17 protein-coding genes are annotated in these 17,804 nt (G+C 62.9%); 9 read left to right on the top strand and 8 right to left on the bottom strand.

The window, feature by feature from the left end; translation table 11 throughout:
* Positions 1–4 precede the first annotated feature (4 nt).
* The 4 genes from fliG to flbD all read left to right on the top strand — a co-directional run bounded on the left by fliG (position 5) and on the right by flbD (position 3,547).
* The gene (fliG, locus tag HMPREF9695_RS01000) at positions 5–1,105 is read left to right on the top strand and encodes a flagellar motor switch protein FliG (protein WP_006018891.1); all 1,101 of its coding nucleotides are present in this window, start codon (positions 5–7) and stop codon (positions 1,103–1,105) included.
* On the top strand, positions 1,105–1,752 hold the full coding sequence (locus HMPREF9695_RS00995; protein ID WP_006018890.1) for a FliH/SctL family protein: 648 nt from the start codon (positions 1,105–1,107) through the stop codon (positions 1,750–1,752). The genes fliG and HMPREF9695_RS00995 overlap by 1 nt, the downstream gene beginning before the upstream one ends.
* The gene (fliN, locus tag HMPREF9695_RS00990; RefSeq protein WP_006018889.1) at positions 1,749–2,102 is read left to right on the top strand and encodes a flagellar motor switch protein FliN; all 354 of its coding nucleotides are present in this window, start codon (positions 1,749–1,751) and stop codon (positions 2,100–2,102) included. Before HMPREF9695_RS00995 ends, fliN begins: the two co-directional genes overlap by 4 nt.
* 68 nt (positions 2,103–2,170) lie before the next feature.
* A complete protein-coding gene (gene flbD / locus HMPREF9695_RS00985) occupies positions 2,171–3,547 on the top strand; it encodes a sigma-54-dependent transcriptional regulator FlbD (RefSeq protein ID WP_006018888.1) in 1,377 nt (458 codons plus the stop codon).
* A gap of 167 nt (positions 3,548–3,714) precedes the next feature.
* Here flbD and HMPREF9695_RS00980 read toward each other — a convergent pair whose 3' ends face one another.
* The 4 genes from HMPREF9695_RS00980 to HMPREF9695_RS00970 form a co-directional block, all read right to left on the bottom strand.
* Positions 3,715–4,266, bottom strand: a complete 552-nt coding sequence (locus tag HMPREF9695_RS00980; RefSeq protein WP_006018887.1) for an SRPBCC family protein — start codon at positions 4,264–4,266, stop codon at positions 3,715–3,717.
* Positions 4,267–4,271: 5 nt separating this feature from the next.
* The gene (locus tag HMPREF9695_RS00975) at positions 4,272–5,513 is read right to left on the bottom strand and encodes an aminotransferase-like domain-containing protein (RefSeq protein WP_006018886.1); all 1,242 of its coding nucleotides are present in this window, start codon (positions 5,511–5,513) and stop codon (positions 4,272–4,274) included.
* A gap of 118 nt (positions 5,514–5,631) precedes the next feature.
* A complete protein-coding gene (locus tag HMPREF9695_RS26550) occupies positions 5,632–5,793 on the bottom strand; it encodes a hypothetical protein (protein ID WP_006018885.1) in 162 nt (53 codons plus the stop codon).
* A 20-nt stretch (positions 5,794–5,813) separates the two neighbouring features.
* Positions 5,814–6,206: a DUF4345 domain-containing protein gene (locus tag HMPREF9695_RS00970; RefSeq protein WP_006018884.1), complete on the bottom strand. Its 393-nt coding sequence runs from the start codon at positions 6,204–6,206 to the stop codon at positions 5,814–5,816.
* A gap of 194 nt (positions 6,207–6,400) precedes the next feature.
* Between HMPREF9695_RS00970 and HMPREF9695_RS00965 the strand changes: the two genes are divergently transcribed.
* The 4 genes from HMPREF9695_RS00965 (at position 6,401) to HMPREF9695_RS00950 (ending at position 11,403) form a co-directional block, all read left to right on the top strand.
* Positions 6,401–7,510 (top strand): ATP-dependent DNA helicase, encoded by a 1,110-nt coding sequence (locus HMPREF9695_RS00965; protein ID WP_006018883.1) that lies wholly within the window; start codon positions 6,401–6,403, stop codon positions 7,508–7,510.
* Between the two features lie 144 nt (positions 7,511–7,654).
* A complete protein-coding gene (locus HMPREF9695_RS00960) occupies positions 7,655–9,340 on the top strand; it encodes a hypothetical protein (RefSeq protein ID WP_006018882.1) in 1,686 nt (561 codons plus the stop codon).
* A 177-nt stretch (positions 9,341–9,517) separates the two neighbouring features.
* A complete protein-coding gene (locus HMPREF9695_RS00955; protein ID WP_006018881.1) occupies positions 9,518–9,928 on the top strand; it encodes a BA14K family protein in 411 nt (136 codons plus the stop codon).
* A 146-nt stretch (positions 9,929–10,074) separates the two neighbouring features.
* Complete coding sequence (locus tag HMPREF9695_RS00950; RefSeq protein ID WP_006018880.1) at positions 10,075–11,403, top strand: serine hydrolase domain-containing protein; 1,329 nt, start codon at positions 10,075–10,077, stop codon at positions 11,401–11,403.
* A gap of 229 nt (positions 11,404–11,632) precedes the next feature.
* Here HMPREF9695_RS00950 and HMPREF9695_RS00945 read toward each other — a convergent pair whose 3' ends face one another.
* From HMPREF9695_RS00945 to HMPREF9695_RS00935, 3 genes are all read right to left on the bottom strand, one after another.
* On the bottom strand, positions 11,633–11,836 hold the full coding sequence (locus tag HMPREF9695_RS00945; protein WP_006018879.1) for a hypothetical protein: 204 nt from the start codon (positions 11,834–11,836) through the stop codon (positions 11,633–11,635).
* Between the two features lie 856 nt (positions 11,837–12,692).
* Positions 12,693–14,180 (bottom strand): sensor domain-containing diguanylate cyclase, encoded by a 1,488-nt coding sequence (locus tag HMPREF9695_RS00940; RefSeq protein WP_006018877.1) that lies wholly within the window; start codon positions 14,178–14,180, stop codon positions 12,693–12,695.
* Positions 14,181–14,334: 154 nt separating this feature from the next.
* Positions 14,335–15,996 carry an outer membrane beta-barrel protein gene (locus HMPREF9695_RS00935; protein WP_208856375.1) on the bottom strand — a complete coding sequence of 554 codons (1,662 nt, stop codon included), beginning with the start codon at positions 15,994–15,996 and terminating at the stop codon, positions 14,335–14,337.
* A gap of 250 nt (positions 15,997–16,246) precedes the next feature.
* Between HMPREF9695_RS00935 and HMPREF9695_RS00930 the strand changes: the two genes are divergently transcribed.
* Positions 16,247–17,260: a KpsF/GutQ family sugar-phosphate isomerase gene (locus tag HMPREF9695_RS00930; protein WP_006018875.1), complete on the top strand. Its 1,014-nt coding sequence runs from the start codon at positions 16,247–16,249 to the stop codon at positions 17,258–17,260.
* A gap of 99 nt (positions 17,261–17,359) precedes the next feature.
* Here the strand turns inward: HMPREF9695_RS00930 and HMPREF9695_RS00925 are convergent, their stop codons facing one another.
* Complete coding sequence (locus tag HMPREF9695_RS00925; RefSeq protein ID WP_006018874.1) at positions 17,360–17,803, bottom strand: NfeD family protein; 444 nt, start codon at positions 17,801–17,803, stop codon at positions 17,360–17,362.
* Position 17,804: the final 1 nt, after the last annotated feature.

Below are 17,804 nucleotides of genomic sequence, written 5' to 3'. Positions count from 1 at the left end.
CGACATGGCAAACGCACCCGCGCTCACCAACAACAACGCCCAGAACACCAGCGACATCGCCGGTGTCGTCGCCACCCTGGCCAGCCGCCAGAACGGCCGCGCCAAGACCAAGCCCATGTCGGGACCGAAGCGCGCCGCCATCATGATGCTGGCGCTCGGCGAACAGTACGGCGGCAAGATCTGGTCGATGCTGGACGACGACGAGGTCCGCGAGCTGTCGCTGGTGATGTCCTCGCTCGGCACCGTCGAAGCCGATGTGGTCGAAGACCTGATGCTGGAATTCGTCTCGCGGATGTCGGCATCCGGCGCACTGATGGGCAACTTCGACGCCACCGAGCGGCTGTTGCAGCAATACCTGCCCTCGGACCGGGTCCACGGCATCATGGACGAGATCCGCGGCCCGGCCGGCCGCAACATGTGGGAGAAGCTCTCCAACGTGCAGGAGGAGGTTCTCGCCAACTACCTCAAGAACGAATACCCGCAGACCATCGCCGTCGTGCTGTCGAAGCTGAAGCCCGAACACGCCGCGCGCGTGCTGGCGATCCTGCCCGAGGACATGGCGCTCGACGTCGTCAATCGCATGCTGAAGATGGAAGCGGTTCAGAAGGAAGTCATCGAACGCGTCGAACAGACCCTGCGCGTCGAATTCATGTCGAACCTGTCGCAAACCCGCCGCCGCGACGCCCATGAGGTGATGGCGGAAATCTTCAACAATTTCGACCGCCAGACCGAAACCCGCTTCATCACCTCGCTCGAAGAAGACAACCGCGAAGCGGCCGAGCGCATCAAGGCGCTGATGTTCACCTTCGACGACCTCGTCAAGCTCGACGCCGGATCGGCCCAGACGCTGATGCGCCATGTCGACAAGGACAAGCTGGGCATCGCGCTCAAGGGCGCCAACGAGACCGTGCGCGACTTCTTCATGGGCAACATGTCGAGCCGCGCCGCCAAGATGCTGCTGGACGACATGGCCGCGGCAGGCCCCGTTCGCCTGCGCGACGTCGACGAGGCGCAGGCGCTGCTGGTCAACCTTGCCAAGGATCTCGCGGCCAAGGGCGAAATCATGCTGCAGAAGAACCGTGCTGACGACGAGCTGGTGTACTGATGGGCGCCCCCGCAAAATTCCTGTTCGATCTCGACTTCGCCGCACCGGACGTCGCGAAGGAACGCGCGGCCACCGCCGCCGAAGTCGCCCAGCAACTGGCCGACGCGGAAGCACGCGCCTATCGCGCCGGTTATGAGGCTGCGCGGCATGAAGCCAAGGCGGAAAGCGACCGGCGCGCGGCGCTGGCGCTGGAGGAAATCGGAATTTCGATCAGGGCCATCGCCGGCCGGTTCTCGACCATTGAGGAGCGGATGGAGACCGAAGCCGTCGATGTCGCGCTGTCGGTCGCCCGCAAGCTGTGCGCGGAGATGATCGCCGCCGAACCGCTCACCGAAGTCATGGCGCTGGTCAGCGACTGCTTCCGGCATCTGACCTCGACCCCGCACATCGTGGTGCGGATCAACGACGCGCTCTACGACGCCGCCCGTGTGCAGATCGAACAACTGGCGAAGCGCAACGGTTTCGAAGGTAAGCTCGTGATCCTGGCCGAGCCGGACATCGCCAGCGGCGACTGCAAGATCGAATGGGCCGACGGCGGCGTGACGCTGGATCGCGCCACCATCGATGCGAAGATCAATGAACTCGTGGGGCGCTATCTCGCGTCCCGCAATCAGGCCGTGCTTCCCGGCCATGAGGACCGACCATGAGCGACACAGACAGCACCGTCCCGCTTCCAGATCTCAACGCCGCCGATACGCCGGTCGCCAACGATCAGAACTATTACGATGACGACGATCATGCCGGGCGAATTGCCGCCGATCTCGAGGCGGTGTTCGACGTTCCGGTTCAGGTGTCCGCCGTGCTCGGCCGCTCCAAGATGGACGTCGCCGATCTGTTGCGGCTCGGCCCCGGCACCGTGCTCGAACTCGACCGCCGCGTCGGCGAATCCATCGACATCTACGTCAACAACCGGCTGGTCGCGCGCGGCGAAGTCGTTCTCGTCGAAGACAAGCTCGGCGTCACCATGACTGAAATCATCAAGGCGGAACGCGCCTGACCCATTTGAGCAAACCGAGGCCGAAAATGGCCCGGACCACTCGCAAGACTTAATAACAGGAGACCACCATGCGGCTTCTCATCGTTGGCACACTGAAGGGCCAGCTTACCACCGCCACCAAGATCGCCATGGAGAATGGCGCGACGGTGACCCACGCCGAAGACAGTGAACAGACGATGCGTGTGGTGCGCGGCGGCAAGGGCGCCGACCTGCTGCTGGTCGATGTCGCCCTCGACATCCGCGATCTCGTGATCCGCCTGGAGGCCGAACATATCCATGTTCCGATCGTCGCCTGCGGCATCACCACCGACGCGCGCGCCGCGGTCGCCGCCATCCATGCCGGTGCGAAAGAATACATCCCGCTGCCGCCCGATCCGGAACTGATCGCGGCGGTGCTGGCCGCGGTCGCCAACGACTCGCGCGATCTCATCTACCGCGACGACGCCATGGCTCGCGTGGTGAAGCTGGCGCAGCAGATCGCAGGCTCCGACGCTTCGGTGATGATCACCGGCGAATCCGGCACCGGCAAGGAGGTGCTGGCGCGCTATGTCCACACCCGCTCCAACCGCGCCCGGAAGCCGTTCATCTCGATCAACTGCGCCGCGATCCCGGAACACCTTCTGGAGTCCGAACTGTTCGGCCACGAGAAGGGCTCGTTCACCGGAGCGATCGCACGGCGCATCGGAAAGTTCGAGGAAGCCACCGGCGGCACGCTGCTGCTGGACGAAGTCTCGGAAATGGACGTCCGCCTGCAGTCGAAGCTGCTGCGCGCGATTCAGGAGCGCGTCATTGACCGCGTCGGCGGCACTCGGCCCGTGCCGGTGGACATTCGCATCATCGCAACCTCGAACCGCAATCTCGCCGACGCCGTCAAGGAAGGCAAATTCCGCGAGGACCTGCTGTTCCGGCTCAACGTCGTGAACCTGAAAATTCCGGCGCTGCGTGACCGCCCCGCCGATATTCTCGAACTGGCGCAACATTTCGCCAAGAAGTATGCCGACGCCAACGGCGTGCCGCTGCGGCCGATTTCGGCGGAAGCGCGCCGCGTGCTGACCACCAACCGCTGGCAGGGCAACGTCCGCGAGTTGGAGAACACCATGCACCGCGCGGTGCTGATGGCGAGCGGCGACGAGATCGGGCCAGACGCCATTCTCTCGCCGGACGGCGATCGCCTCGACACGGCGAAGACGCCGCCCGCCGTGGCGCATGCGACCTTCGCCGCCGAGCAGGTCACCCGCGCGCTGGTCGGCCGCACCGTGGCCGACGTCGAGCGCGACCTGATCCTTGAAACGCTGAAGCATTGCCTCGGCAACCGCACCCATGCCGCGAACATTCTCGGCATCTCGATCCGCACCCTGCGCAACAAGCTCAACGAATACGCCGACGACGGCCAGCCGATCCCGCCGCCGGGCTCCGGCGAACTGCGCGGTGTCGCAGCGGCGTGAATAATCGAAGGATGTCATGCGCGGGCTTGACCCGCGCATTCATCATTCTTCAAAAAAAATGCGTTTATAAAGATGGATGGCCGGGTCAAGCCCGGCCATGACGATTCTAAAATGAACCCCGCTTTCGCGGAGACGACGCGGAGGGAAAGCCATTTTGCCGGCGCAGATTAATTCTGCGCCGGCTTTTTCGCGGTCGCTTCTGCGATCCGCTTGATGCCCGCGAGTCCCTTCGCCATCTCGCCGCCCAGCACCTTGTCCATGCTGACAAAGAGACAGATCGCCTTGCCGATAAAATCGTTCTGGCCGGACATGCTCCACGTCAAAGAGGTGCCCTCGCCTTCCCCCTTCAATGTGAAGTCGGAATAACTGGACCCGACGAACGGCTTCACAAAATCGGTTCTGATTTTCACAAGCGCGCCGGGCTGGCTTTCCACCAGCGTCATGCGTCCCTCGCCGACCTCGTTGTTGCCCGACCAGGCGAACACTGCACCCTTGCCGCTGGCGGGACCGTCGAACGAGACCTTTGCCTTTGGATCGCGCTCCGCCCAAGGCGACCACGCCTGCCAGCGATGGAAATCGTCGATCTGCGCGAAGACATCCTGCGGAGGTGCGGAGATCGTCGTCGTCCGCGCAATCTGGTAGTCCGACGGCTGCAGCAAGATCAGCGCGAGAAACGATCCGATCATCGCAATCAGACCGATCAGAATCTTTTGCATCATGAGAGTTAACTCGTCCGTTCCACATTCGCGCTGCGGCTGGGCACGCCGAATTCCCTGCGGCACACCTCGGCCAGAGCCGCAACGCCGTCGCGGATCTCCTGCACCGACGGACTGGCGAAACACAGCCGCAACCGGCTCTTGCTGTGCCCCGCGTTGACCGACCATTCCGTACCCGGATTGATCGCAATGCCCGACGCCAGCGCCGCCTGATAGAGCTTCATCGTATCGACGTTATCGGGCAGCTTGACCCAGAGAAAGATTCCGCCCGGCGGATCGTCGAATTCGGCGGCGGTGCCGAACTGCTCGGCCAGCGCCTCCATCATCGCTTCCAGCTTGACGCGCAACCCCCGCGCCAACTTCGGCACGTGATCGCTGAAATGCGCGGTGCAGAATTCCGCGAGCACCATCTGCTCAAGCGCTCCGGAGCCCGCATCGGTCTTGATCGGCAGAATGCGCGACAGCACCGCCCAAGGCGCCACGATGTAACCGACACGCAACGCCGGCGCGACCGACTTGGAGAACGAGCCGATATGGATGACGCCGCCGGTCCTGCTCATGGCGTAGAGCGCGGGCGGGCGCTTGCCGTTCCAGATCAGATCGGCGTAGCAATCGTCTTCGAAGACCGGCACGCCGTACTCTTCGGACAGTTTCAGCAATTCGGCGCGCCGCTGCTCGCTCATGATGGTGCCGGTCGGATTCTGCACCGTCGGAATGGTGTAGATGTATTTCGGCCGAATACCTTTCGCCTTCAAATCCGCAAGCGCCGCGGCAACGGCATCGATCCGCATGCCATCATCATCAAGCGGAATGCCGACGATATTGACCCCGCGCCGCACCAGCCGCGTGATCGAACCCTGATAGCACTCCTGCTCGATCAGCACGGTATCGCCCGGCGATGTGAGAAGCGCATTGACCAGATCGAGGCCTTGCAGCGAGCCCGACGTGATCAGGATTTCATCGGCGGTGCAGGTAATGCCCGCATCGCGCCTGAGCTTGCCGACAAGGAATTCACGCAAGGGCCGGTAGCCGAGCGGTCCGCTGTTGAGCCCATAGGTCGCGAGTGTCGCACCTTCCCGCCTCAGCACCGCGGTCGATGCCGCCAGCAGCCGGTCGACCGGCACCTGATCGGCGTCATTGTTGCCACCGACGAAATTGTACTTCGGGAAGCCGTTCCATTTCGCAGCCGCAGGCGGCAATCCGCTGGCCAGCAGCGGCGTGAAGTCGAACGAATTTTCAGCAGAACTCATGGCGCGTCTCCCCGTTTATTGTTGTTTCGGGGACACCCCCATCGCCAGCTAGGCGCAGCGTGGCGTTAACTTACAGATATGGACTGTCGGGGCGCAACCGGCATCGCGCCGCAGAGCTTCAGGCGCGGGACGGCCGGTTGGAGCGCTCATAGATCACCGGCGGCGCGGGATCGTCACCCGCCGTGGATCGGAGATAGAAATTGTAGGCAAACAGACCGAACACCACCGCAACAAATGCGACAACAAGTCCGATAAACACGCGCTTGAAGATTCTCGCCATGTGCGTTCGTTCTGCGCCTGTCAGTGCGCACCCGGTGCGGCGCGTCTGGCGACATGCCGTTGCAGCAGCCACAGCAGCGGCGCGTAAATCAATGACATGAACAGGCCGAACATCGCGCCGACGCTCGGAACGCCGTGCAGCACCACCGCATAAAGCTCCGCCAGACCGCCGAGCATGATCATGAAGGTCAGAATTCCGAACCGCTCGCGATACCGCTCGACATGAGGGATCGAGGCCAGAAGCACGAAACCCATTCCGGCCATCATTCCCGAGAGAAGCCGGAAGTAATTATCGACCGTGATGGTGCCGACGCCATGCAGAAACTGAACACCGAGAGCCACCCCGCACAGTCCAAGACCAAGCAGCACCAGCGCGCTGAAAGCGGTGGCAATCTGAAGAAAAAGCCGTTCCATGGCGCACCGGTCGATTTGGGATCTTCAGGCCGAACCATATATGAGAAGCGGCGGCGATGGCGACGGATGTTTCGTCACGAAACTCCGCATAATTTGTCATCATAAGGGCCGCGAGTCAGGTATGCACATCTGCCCCGCCAGCGGCGCCTTATCCGCTTGCGGTTCGTCTTATTTGAAGTATCCAGCACATCACGATGACCTCCTTCACGCCGCATCAGGATCAGGCGCTTCGCGCCGTCGCCGACTGGCTCAAGGCCAAGCCGGGCAAGAACGGCACGCCGCCGGTGTTCCGGCTGTTCGGCTATGCCGGCACCGGCAAGACTACCCTGGCGCGGCATATTGCGGAGGGCGTCAACGGCAACGTGAAATACGCAGCCTTCACCGGCAAGGCCGCGCTGGTGATGCGCAACAAGGGTTGCGACAATGCCTCCACCATTCATTCGCTGATCTACCGCACCCGCGAATCCGGCGAGGAGCAGCCGAGCTTTGAATTGTGGGACGACGCGCCCGCCTCCAAGGCCAAGCTGATCGTGATCGACGAATGCTCGATGGTCGACGCGGAACTCGGCCGCGACCTGATGTCGTTCGATTGCCCCTTGCTGGTGCTGGGCGATCCGGCGCAGTTGCCGCCGATCCAGGGCGGCGGCTTTTTCACCGATGCCGAGCCGGATGCGATGCTGACCGAGGTGCACCGTCAGGCGCAGGACGATCCGATCGTGCGGATGTCGATGGCGGTGCGCGAGGGCCGCAGTCTCGATCTCGGTACCTTCGGCGAAAGCGAGGTCGTGCGCCGCGACGCGCTTGATCCCGACCGCGTCATGGGCGCTGATCAGGTTCTGGTCGGCCGCAACAACACGCGGCGCGCGTACAACATGCGCGTTCGGCAGAAGCAGGGCATCGAGGATCCGTTGCCGGTGGCCGACGACAAGCTGGTCTGCCTGCGCAACAACCGCAAGAAGGCGCTGTTCAACGGCGGACTTTGGCGCGTGAAATCGCGCACACCGTCGAAGTCGAAGATTCTCACCATGCGGCTGTCGCCGGACGAGGAATTCGGCGCGAAGGTCACGAAGGTTTCGGTGCGGCAGGACTGCTTCAGCGGCGGGATCGAGGATATCCCGTGGGAACAGCGCCGGCCCTATGACGAGTTCGACTACGGCTATGTGCTGACCGTGCACAAATCCCAGGGCTCGCAGTGGAACGACGTCGTGCTGTTCGACGAAAGCTTCGCCTTCCAGGACAGCCGCGCGCGCTGGCTCTACACCGGCATCACCCGCGCCGCAAAACGGTTAACGGTGGTTGTCTGATACTTTTTTCCGATGCTCCATCTCGCATCGCAAAATGCAATTTTCTTGAGCGGTCCTATCATTAGCACCTATGGTCAACCCAAGCCGGCCACAGACGCCGGCATCGTCATGGGGGCATGGCGAAGGGGCTGAGGACGCAGGGGGATGACCGATTCCGTAAGTGGCGGGCTGGATATTTCCGGCCGCAATCTCGCCGGCGCCGGCCTTGGCGAGCGGCTGAAGCGTTATGCGCTCTGGATCAGCCGCCGCAATGTCTTCGATCTCGCCTCCTGCACGGCACTGACAGCCCTTGTCGTCGTCGCGATCTGGACCTTCCAGGATTACGCGATCTCCAACGACGAAGGCGTGCAGCACCGCTACGGCGAGCTGATCATCGCCTATTACAAGAGCGGCTTCACCGACCAGTCGCTGTTCAAGCTCGACAATCTTTATCTCTACGGCGGATTGTTCGATCTCCTGGGGCTTGGCTTAAGCGCCATCATCCCGGTCGATCAGTATGAACTGCGCCATCTGCTGTGTGCGCTGATCGGCATCGGCGGGATCGCCGCCGCGGGCGCCGCCACACGGCTGATCGCCGGGCCGCGCGCCGCCTTCTTCGCCATCATTGCGCTTGCGCTGTGCGGCTCATGGTATGGCGCGATGTACAACCACACCAAAGGCATCCCGCTCGCCTCCTTCATGGCCGGCGCGATGTTCTTCCTGATCCGCGCCGGCCGCGACCTGCCGACGCCGCGTATGCGCGACGTGATCGGCTTCGGCATCATGACCGGCGCGGCGCTCGGCATCAGATCGCTCAGCCTGCTGATGGTGGGATATCTCGGCCTTACGATCCTGATCAATCTGCCGCGCCCTGTGATCGGTCACTGGCAGGAGCGCACACGGTTCGCATTGCGCTCGGTGCTCTGGTTCATGCCTGCGCTGGTGATCGCCTATCTCATCATGATCGCTGCATGGCCGTGGGCGGCGCTCTCACCGCTCAATCCGGTCCGCGGGCTGATGTCGTTCGGCGAATTTCACTATCACATCCGCACCATCCTGTTCGGCCAGGTCTACGAGATGGCCGATGTGCCGCGCGCCTACGTGCCGACCTACATCGCCATCCGGCTGCCGCTGCTGACGCTTGGCGGCATGCTCCTTTCGCTCGCACTGCTGGCTTTGCCGGTGCGTGCCGGCGGTTTTCCAGGCCGCCGGCGCCGTGAGATCGGCATCGTCGCTTTCACGGCGTTTTTCCCGGTGGCCTGCCAGGTCGTGGTGGAAGGACCGGCATTCGACGGCTGCCGGCACTTCCTGTTTGTGTTTCCCGCCATCGCCATCCTCGCAGGCATCGGCCTGAGCACATCCATCGGCGCGCTCGCGCGTCTGCATCGCAATGTCCTGATCGTGTGGCTGGCGGTCGTTGCGACCTGTTTCACGTGGACCGCGGGCAAGCTGTATCATCTGCACCCGTACGAGTATCTCTATTACAACCAGCTCGTCGGCGGGCTGGAAGGCGCGTCGCGCCGCTTCGTCACCGACTACTGGGTCAACAGCATGCCGGAAGCCGTCGAAGAGCTTCACGATTTCCTCGACCGCACCGAGCCCGCGACCGCGCAGACCAAAACCTACCGCGTCGCCGTGTGCGGCGAGCGCGTCTCCTATGAGGAGTATGCGCGGCCGAACCTGCAATGGATCAAGATGAGCGATTGGCGTCTTGCCGATTTCTACATCGCGCCGACGCACATGAACTGCGATCGCATTCTCGCAGGAAAAGTCATCGCCAGGGTCGAGCGCATGGGCGTCACGATCGGTGTCGTGAAGGATCGCCGCCGCATTCGCGAACCGGAAGAATGACCCGTTCGCAGAGAGGGCACACGGACTTGTGTCCGACCCTCGCCATCGAGGTGCGATGATACGGAACCTTTTGGACCACAAAGGGTTACCATCTCCCACCCCAGAGACAGTCGCGCCTCGCGACGTCGCATTTTCAAATATCCACCTCACCTCCTTACGCGCATTGAAGGAAAATACATGCGAACAACAAAACTTCTCGCAGCCGCACTTCTTGCCGGTTCGGCAGCCCTCGCCGTCGCGCAGCCCGCAGCCGCGGCACCGCTGATGAACAACACGATGCTGTCAGGCGCGGCCTCAGGCAACGTTGAGAACGTTCAGTACTATCCCGTTCGCCGTGGCTACGGCCCGCGTTACGGCTACGGTCCCCGTTATGGCTATCGCGGCGGCTACTATCGGCGCGGCTACGGCAGCACGGCCGCAGGCGTCGGCATCGGCCTCGCCGCGGGTGCGATCATCGGCGGCGCCATTGCGTCGTCGCAGGCGCAGGCCCAGCAGAATGCAGCCTATTGCGCGCAGCGCTATCGCTCCTACGATCCCGCATCGGGCACCTATCTCAACAACGACGGCAACCGCTATCCCTGCCCGTAAGTTTTTCGCCCTGAGCGATCACGACCAACCGCGAGACATTCGTCTCGCGGTTTTTTTGTTGCACGCAACGCCCCAATATATGTGGTTTGCGATGAGGTGCTCGGTTAGGCTTCGCCGCCAACAAGAATAACTGCCGGGGAAATGCCATGACCATCCGCACGCACGCCGCACGATATGCCGCCGCCCTGCTCGCGCTCACGGGAGCAGGCACACTGTTTTCGACGGCCCTGAACGCGCAAACCGCCCAGCCGCTTCCGACGGCGGCGCAGACCGATCCGAAAACGCTCGGCCTGATGCAGGGCTTTCCGCCCCCGCCGGACAAGACCATCCGCTTTATCGATGGCTCGTCGTCACGTTTCCCAAACACGCGCTGGTCGTTCAGCCACTTCCGCGAACTGGTGCCGACCGCGACAGTGTCGCGCGGCGAAGGACCCGTCGTGCCGCTGCCGCGCGCCGAAAAGGATCTCGGCGCCGTCGCCATCACAACGATGGACGGCAAGGCCGTCACCTTCAACGACGCAATGCAGTTGACCTATACCGACGGCATCGTCGTGCTGCACAAGGGCAAGATCGTCTATGAAAAGTATTTCGGGGAAGGCAGCCCGCAACTGCCGCACATCGCGTTCTCGGTGACGAAGTCGTTCGTCGGCACGCTGGCGGCGGTGCTCGCGGCCAACGGCAAGCTCGATCCCGCGGCCCCTGTCACGAAGTATGTGCCCGAACTGAAGGACACGGCCTATGGCGACGCCACCGTGCGCCAGGTGATGGACATGACCATCGGCGTGAAATTCTCGGAGAACTATTCCGATCCGAACGCCGAGGTGTTCGACTACGCCCGCGCCGGCGGCATGATGCCGATCGCGCCCGGTTATCAGGGGCCGCGCAGTTTCTACGACTTCCTCGTCAAGCTGAACAAGGAAGGCGAGCATGGACAGGCTTTCGCTTACAAGACGGCGAACGCCGAAGTGCTGGCCTGGATCGTCAAGCGCGCCTCAGGCCAGTCTCTGGCGGCGCTGCTGTCGTCGGAAATCTGGTCGAAGCTCGGCGCCGAGCAGGACGGCTACTTCATGGTCGACAGCGTCGGCACCGAATCCGGCGGCGGCGGCTACAACACCGCGCTGCGCGACCTCGCGCGTTTCGGCGAAATGATGCGCAACAAGGGCAAGTTCAACGGACAGCAGGTCATTCCTGAAGCCGCCGTCGCCGACGTCACACAGGGCGGCAAGAAGGAGGACTTCGCCAAGGCCGGTTACACGCTGCTGAAGGGCTGGTCCTATCGCGACATGTGGTGGATCACCCACAACGAGCACAACGCCTACACGGCGCGCGGCATCTATGGCCAGAGCATCTATGTCGATCCGACCGCGGAGATGGTGATCGCCCGCTACGCCTCGCATCCGATGGCGGCCAACGCCGCCAACGATCCGGTCTCGCTGCCGATGTACATGGCGCTGGCGAAAGAGCTGATGAAGTAGGCGTCTGTCCTTAAGATCGCCAGTCGCGCAATTCTGCACGCGTCTTGATGCAACAACAGTGTCGTCCCCGCGAAAGCGGGGACCCATAACCATCAAATGCCGAGATGATGGCGGGATGATCGCTCAGGCATCTCTCGCAAAATGGAAAGCTCCGTGATGATGGATCCCCGCTTTCGCGGGGATGACATCATAATCTTGGATAGCTCCCTCGTTGTCTGCCGGAGCCTTACTAAGCCACTTCCCTACGCGGCATCGCGCTCACGGCATGCGCCTCGACCGCATCCAGCACCTGCCGTAACTCCTCCTCCAGATATTCATTGGCGATGATCAGCGCCTTGAGCGCGCCGCGCAGATCGCCGCCGCAGGTCGCGATCGCACTGTCGACGGCCCGGTCGTAACGGTCGATGTCCTGCTGGGTGGCCGGTGTGAACATGATGGCTCTCCGATGCTGGCAGAGATTCCGCCACACCGGACACAGCGCCCGGCGAGTCGCGGTCTGATTTTGTGTTCCCTATTTGTTCTTTTGGCGATCGTGATGTCAAGAGCCGGTCCGGTTTACACACCGCTTGATGGCCGCCGTCCCGTTGCCGCACACCCGTCATTCCGGGGCGCGCGTCTTCGCGCGAGTATCTCACCGTCATTCCGGGATGCGCCGGTTGGCGCAGGCCCGGAATCCATGACTGCTTTGAATCACGATATGGACTCCGGGTTCGCGCGAAGCCGCGCGCCCCGGAGCGACGAGTGGGGAAATCCGACCTCGAAACATTTCGTGATGGGGATACGCGTCCCCGTGTTCTGAAGCGCGCTTAAGTTCGTCACGTCCTGTTCGTGAGGGGCGCTTCTCGAGGGCGCTTTGAAGCGGAGCAGGATGCGGCGCCTGCGCGCGTGTCTCGCACACACGCGTCCGGGAGGCTGGGGTCACCGTCCGGGCCAACTATGTGGCTCTGCCGTTCGCCGGCTGGACGCGGAGCGGACGAAGGCGGCGAAAGCCGTCCGGATCAGGGGTCGAGTAACCTCCCCCGTCCGCACCCGGAAGTACGGTCCCCTCGCCCAAAATCGCCGCAATGGAGCGCCGCAAGGCGATGCGCTTTCGGACCTCACATCGCCTCGCACGCGATGCCGGAAGCGAGACGATACAAAGGTGCGCCTCGCGGCGCTCCATGCCCCTCAAATTTCTAGGGGCAGAACGAAAGCTCACCTCGCGCGATGCGCGAGAGCGAATGCGCACGCCTTTCGTTGGCGCGAATGGAGCAAGCCCACACGCGCATGCTGTTTGAAAATTGAATCCGTTACGCGACGCGCGACAGATGCACTCTCGGCGTCACCACCGACTGATTACGGCCGCGCGACTTGGCTTCGTACAGGGCCTTGTCGGCCGCTTCGATCAGGTGCGCCGGCTGCATAGCTTCATTCGGCACGACACTCGCCACACCGACACTGACGGTGGTGGCCCATTTATCCGCGGACAGCATTTCCACACTGGTGCGGATGTTTTCACCGATCGCAAGCGCCATATCGGCCGAAAGCCCCGGCAGCAGCACCGCGAATTCCTCGCCGCCGTAACGCGCGGCGCAATCTCTCGCACGCTCGACCGCGCCCGCGATGCTGGTTGCGATCCGCACCAATACCTGGTCGCCGGCTTGATGCCCGAACATATCGTTGTAGGTCTTGAAGTGGTCGGCGTCGATCATCAGAAGCGCGAGCGGCTCCTGACGGCGCCGCGCCCGCAGCCATTCCTGCTCGATGACCTGATCGAACCTGCGGCGGTTTCTGAGTCCGGTCAGCGCATCGGTGATGGCGAGTTCTGCGAGCTTGTCCTCGGCACGCCCGCGCCGCTTGATTTCCCGTGCCAGCATCATTGTCGCTCCGGCGACGAATGCGATCAGCGCCAGCATGATCACGCCGACCCGCAGCGCCTGGCTGCGCCAGATGGCGAAGATGTCAGTCCAGGATTTGCCGACGATAACGACCAGCGGATGACTGCTGTCGCGCCAAACATAGAGACGCTGGATCGGATCGATCGCGCCGGCCCCTTCAAATGTTCCGCTCTGCTCCTCGAGGACACGTTTGACACCGGGACTCTGGCTCAGGTCCCTGCCGATCACATCCAGATCGAACGGCGTCCTCATGATCACCACGCCATCCCGCCGGACAACGCTGATAACATCCTCCGCTGCAAGGCTGAGGCGCTCGAACAGGTCGTGGAAGTAGCTGAACCGCAACGAGCCAACAACCACGCCGAGAAAGGCGCCGTCCCTGCCTGTGATCCGGCGGCTGAGAACGATCGCGTAAGCACCGCGATGCAGACCTGGCCGGCTGATCAACAGACCGGCATTGGGGTTATCCCGGTGCACCGAGAAATAGTTTTCGTCGGAGCGATTTTCCGGCTTTGGATCGTCCGTCGCGGAATCGTGGAGGAGATTGCCCGCGGCGTCGAACACCTGGATCGCGCCAAAGTGCTTCGCGGTCGCGGCATGGTCGAACAGAATAAGGTTGAGCAACCGCTTGCTGACGCTGGCGAGTTCCGGCTCGATCATGTTGTTCGCGACATTGCGCAGCGACAGATCGTAGAGTTCGATGTTGCGGCTGATATCGGAATCGATCGTCGTGGCGAGGTTTTCCATGGATCGCAGCGCCAGCGCCTGCTCGCTGCGGCGCATGTCGAGCATCATGCTGCCGCAGACCGCCGAGAAGCCGACGATCGTCGCAATCGAGCACCACACCAGCAGCTTGGCCGAACTTCGCCCCGGCTGACCCATTGGTAATCGCAACCGCATCGCACCCTTTCCCTTGAGCGTGTCTGAATGCGCTCAATTCGTTGCGGCGGCCTTTAGATGATTGGTTTCATATTGTTCGGAGTTAACGAAATATTTCCGGATTGCGTCGGAATGGAGCGACCGGACAACGAAGCATATCCGCAGGCGAGTGCCGCTAGCGCTGCACGCGGATGCCGAGCATCACCACGGTCGCGGCGGAGCTCGCGCCGATGGCCGAACTGTTCAACCAGTCGTGCCGCACCTGTCCCTTGATCTGGAACGTGCGCGACAGCTTGTAGACCAGATCGCCTTCCACGAAGTAGCGCCGGTCGAAGCGGGTGCCGTCGTAGTCCGACGTCCCGGTGCCGACCTTCGCCGTGCCGATCAGCCAGCGCCGGAACGCATGATCGACCTGGAGCGAGTAATCGCGGGAGATCACGCCGGAGACGCCGGGCAGCGTGGTCTCGTCGATCGAGGATGTCGCATCGAACCGCACCGTGGTCAGCCCGGTCGCAGTCCAGATCAGCGACGCGCTGGTGAGCAGGCCTTTCATGTCGGTGAGGCGCGTATCCTGATAGGTGCGCCGCGAATAGCCGATTGCGGCCTCGCCGGTCAGCAGCCGCGAAAACTCGAACGAGCTGCCGGCCTTCACGTAGCCACCGGTCGAATCGCGCTGATAGCCGGAACGATCGGACTTCACGTCGTGAAGACGCGTGTCGGCCGAGAACTCGCCGAACGGCTTGAGGCCCGGCATCAGATCGTAGCTGACGCGCCCAAGTCCGCCGAACTGGTTGAAGTTGCGGTCGTCGTTGGTGAAGGTCGAGCCGTCGGTGAGCTTCGACTGCTGATAGGTCGTTCGGTCCGCGAGGCCGGCGACGGAAACCGTCAACCGGTTGAAATCGTGTTCGACACCTGCGGTGCCGCCGATATTCGTTGCAAGCGGATATTGCGCCAAACCCGCCTGGATGTTCGGCGAGCCGGGATTGTCGGTGAAGACCCGCATGCGCAGTTCGGTATTGATGCGGGTGTCGCGCGCCGCATCGACGCGGCCCGTGATCTTGCCGTTGAAGGTCGGCGCGTCGATGTTGGTCGGCACCGGCGACGGCCCGCTGGCGGTTGGCGGAAATGTCGCCTCGTAACCGGTGAACGAGCCGCGCAGATCCGCGATCAGCGAATGGCGCTCCCAGTCGGACGCGATCAGCAATTCGGGCGCGACCGTGTAGAACGCCGAGCCCTTCGGCGTGGTTATCCGGCCCGGATTGGTGTTGTAGCCGCCCCAAAGCTCGACCGCGGCCTTGGTGAGAAACGTGCCGGTGTGGAAGCCGACATTGGCGAACGGATCGTCGTCCACCTTCAGGCGGCGGCGTTGCGGCTGGCCTGGGAACGTGCCGGCGACCGATTGCGAAACCGGCGCAGCGATCTTTGCTTTCGGTGCGGCGGGCGGCGGATTGCCGGGACCGGCGATCTTCGGCTTCGGTGCGCCGGGATAAAGTTTCGGCTTCTTGCGTGTGCGGTTGAGCGAGTCGAATCCGACATCCGCCGCCCCTGAAGCAGGCGGGACACCGTAGGTCGGAATCGCTCCGATCCGCGACGGCGCCCTGGCACTGCGCTTCGACGTGTCGTCGTCGGCCCCGTTGTCCGCCGTCTTGCGAAGCAGCGACTTGTCCGGCGGCGCAAAACCGCCCTGCGCCGGGTTCATCATGTCAGGGGTCAGCGCCTGCGCGAGCGCCGTTGCAGGGTTCCACAGGATCAGCACGCAGCACACCGGCAGCACGCGCCATCCGGACGCGCGCCAGCGATGATCCCACAACCGGACAGGTTGCTGTGAGCCCTGCACTTTTCACTCTTCTCCCAGCCCCGAAAGCCACTTGGGACCGCGCCGGAAAACGAAACAACTTCAAGCAATTGGCGGCCAAAAACGCTGCCGTCCGGCGTTGCTGAACGCCGTTAACAGAGTTAAAACAATTATGGTTAACGGAGCGTTGCGGGCGGCCTTGGCGCGTCGCCTCAGGCGCTTGAATGTGCTAGGAAATGTCCCGGATTGGCGCGCGCGTCGCGCTGCCGTCCCTCTTCAACCGGAATCACGCATGGCCACTTCAAAACCGCGGACGGCGACCCCTTCCGCGACTCGCGCGGCATCTGCCGCCATCGAGTCCGCGCTGCGCACCCTGGATGCCGAGGCGAGCGGCATCACCGCACTCGTGAACGCCCTGCAGTCGGATCTCGGGGCGGCTTTCGATGCCGCTATCGCGCGCGTCCGCGACGCCAAGGGCCGCCTGATCGTGACGGGCCTCGGCAAATCCGGCCACATCGGCAAGAAGATGGCGGCGACCTTCGCCTCCACCGGCACGCCCTCATTCTTCGTCCACGCGGCGGAAGCCAGCCACGGTGATCTCGGCATGATCACGCCCGACGACGTCATCATGGCGCTGTCGTGGTCCGGCGAAACCGCCGAACTGAAGAACCTGATCAACTATTCGCGCCGCTTCCGGATCGGATTGATTGCGGTCACGTCGGAGGCGGACTCCACGCTGGGCGCCGCCGCCGACATCGTGCTGACCTTGCCGAAGGCGCGCGAGGCCTGCCCGCACAATCTCGCCCCGACCACGTCGTCGCTAATGCAGCTTGCGCTCGGCGACGCGCTTGCCGTGGCGCTGCTGGAAAGCCGAGGTTTCACCGCGCTCGATTTCAGCGCCCTGCATCCGTCCGGCAAGCTCGGCGCCATGCTGAAATTTGTGCGCGACCTAATGCACAAGGCCGAGGCGGTGCCGGTGAAGCCGCTCGGCACCAAGATGTCCGACGCGCTGGTGGAGATGACGTCCAAGGGCTTCGGCTGTGTCGGCATCGTCGATGCGCGCGGCGAGATCGCCGGCATCGTGACCGATGGCGATTTACGGCGTCACATGCGGCCCGACCTGATGACGGCAAGCGTCGACGAGGTGATGACGAAAAATCCAAAGACCATCAGCCCGGATCTGCTTGCCAGCGAGGCGCTGGAAATTCTCAACGCATCAAAGATCACCGCGTTGATCGTGACCGAGGGCAGGACGCCTGTCGGGATCGTGCATCTGCACGATATTCTGCGCGCAGGCGTAGCGTAACATCCCTTGCCATCATTGCGAGCGAAGCGAAGCAATCCATCTTATGGATAAAACTGGATTGCTTCGCCGCCATATTCCTCGCAATGACGGCAATTGAACCTAGGCTGCATCGACTTTCAGACTCGCCCCATCGGCGCTGACGATCTTCACACGGCTGCCGGAAGGTGCATCCGGGCCCGAAACGCGCCAGACCGTATCGTCGATCCTCACCGTGCCGACGCCGTCCACGATTGGCTTCTCGAGCGTGAAGACGCGGCCGATCAGGCCTTCCGCGCGCCTGTTGAGAAACGGCTTGTCGGTCGGCCGGGCATTTCGTACCGAGTAGTATCGCCACAGCGGCACCATCGCGATCGACAGCGCGGCAAACGCAATGACCTGCGCCTGCCACGACCACGCGATGCCAAATGACAGCAGCCCGACGATCAGCGCCGCAAGGCCGAGCCACAGCATGAACACGCCGGGCGCAAACGTCTCGATCGACATCAGCACCAGGCCGATGATGAGCCAGTTCCACGTCCCGAGTTTCGACAGGAGTTCCACCATA

The organism is Afipia broomeae ATCC 49717, from assembly GCF_000314675.2.
GTDB classification, from domain to species: domain Bacteria; phylum Pseudomonadota; class Alphaproteobacteria; order Rhizobiales; family Xanthobacteraceae; genus Afipia; species Afipia broomeae.
Note: the sequence above shows the minus strand (reverse complement) of the source record. Positions and strands in the feature narration are given on the sequence as shown.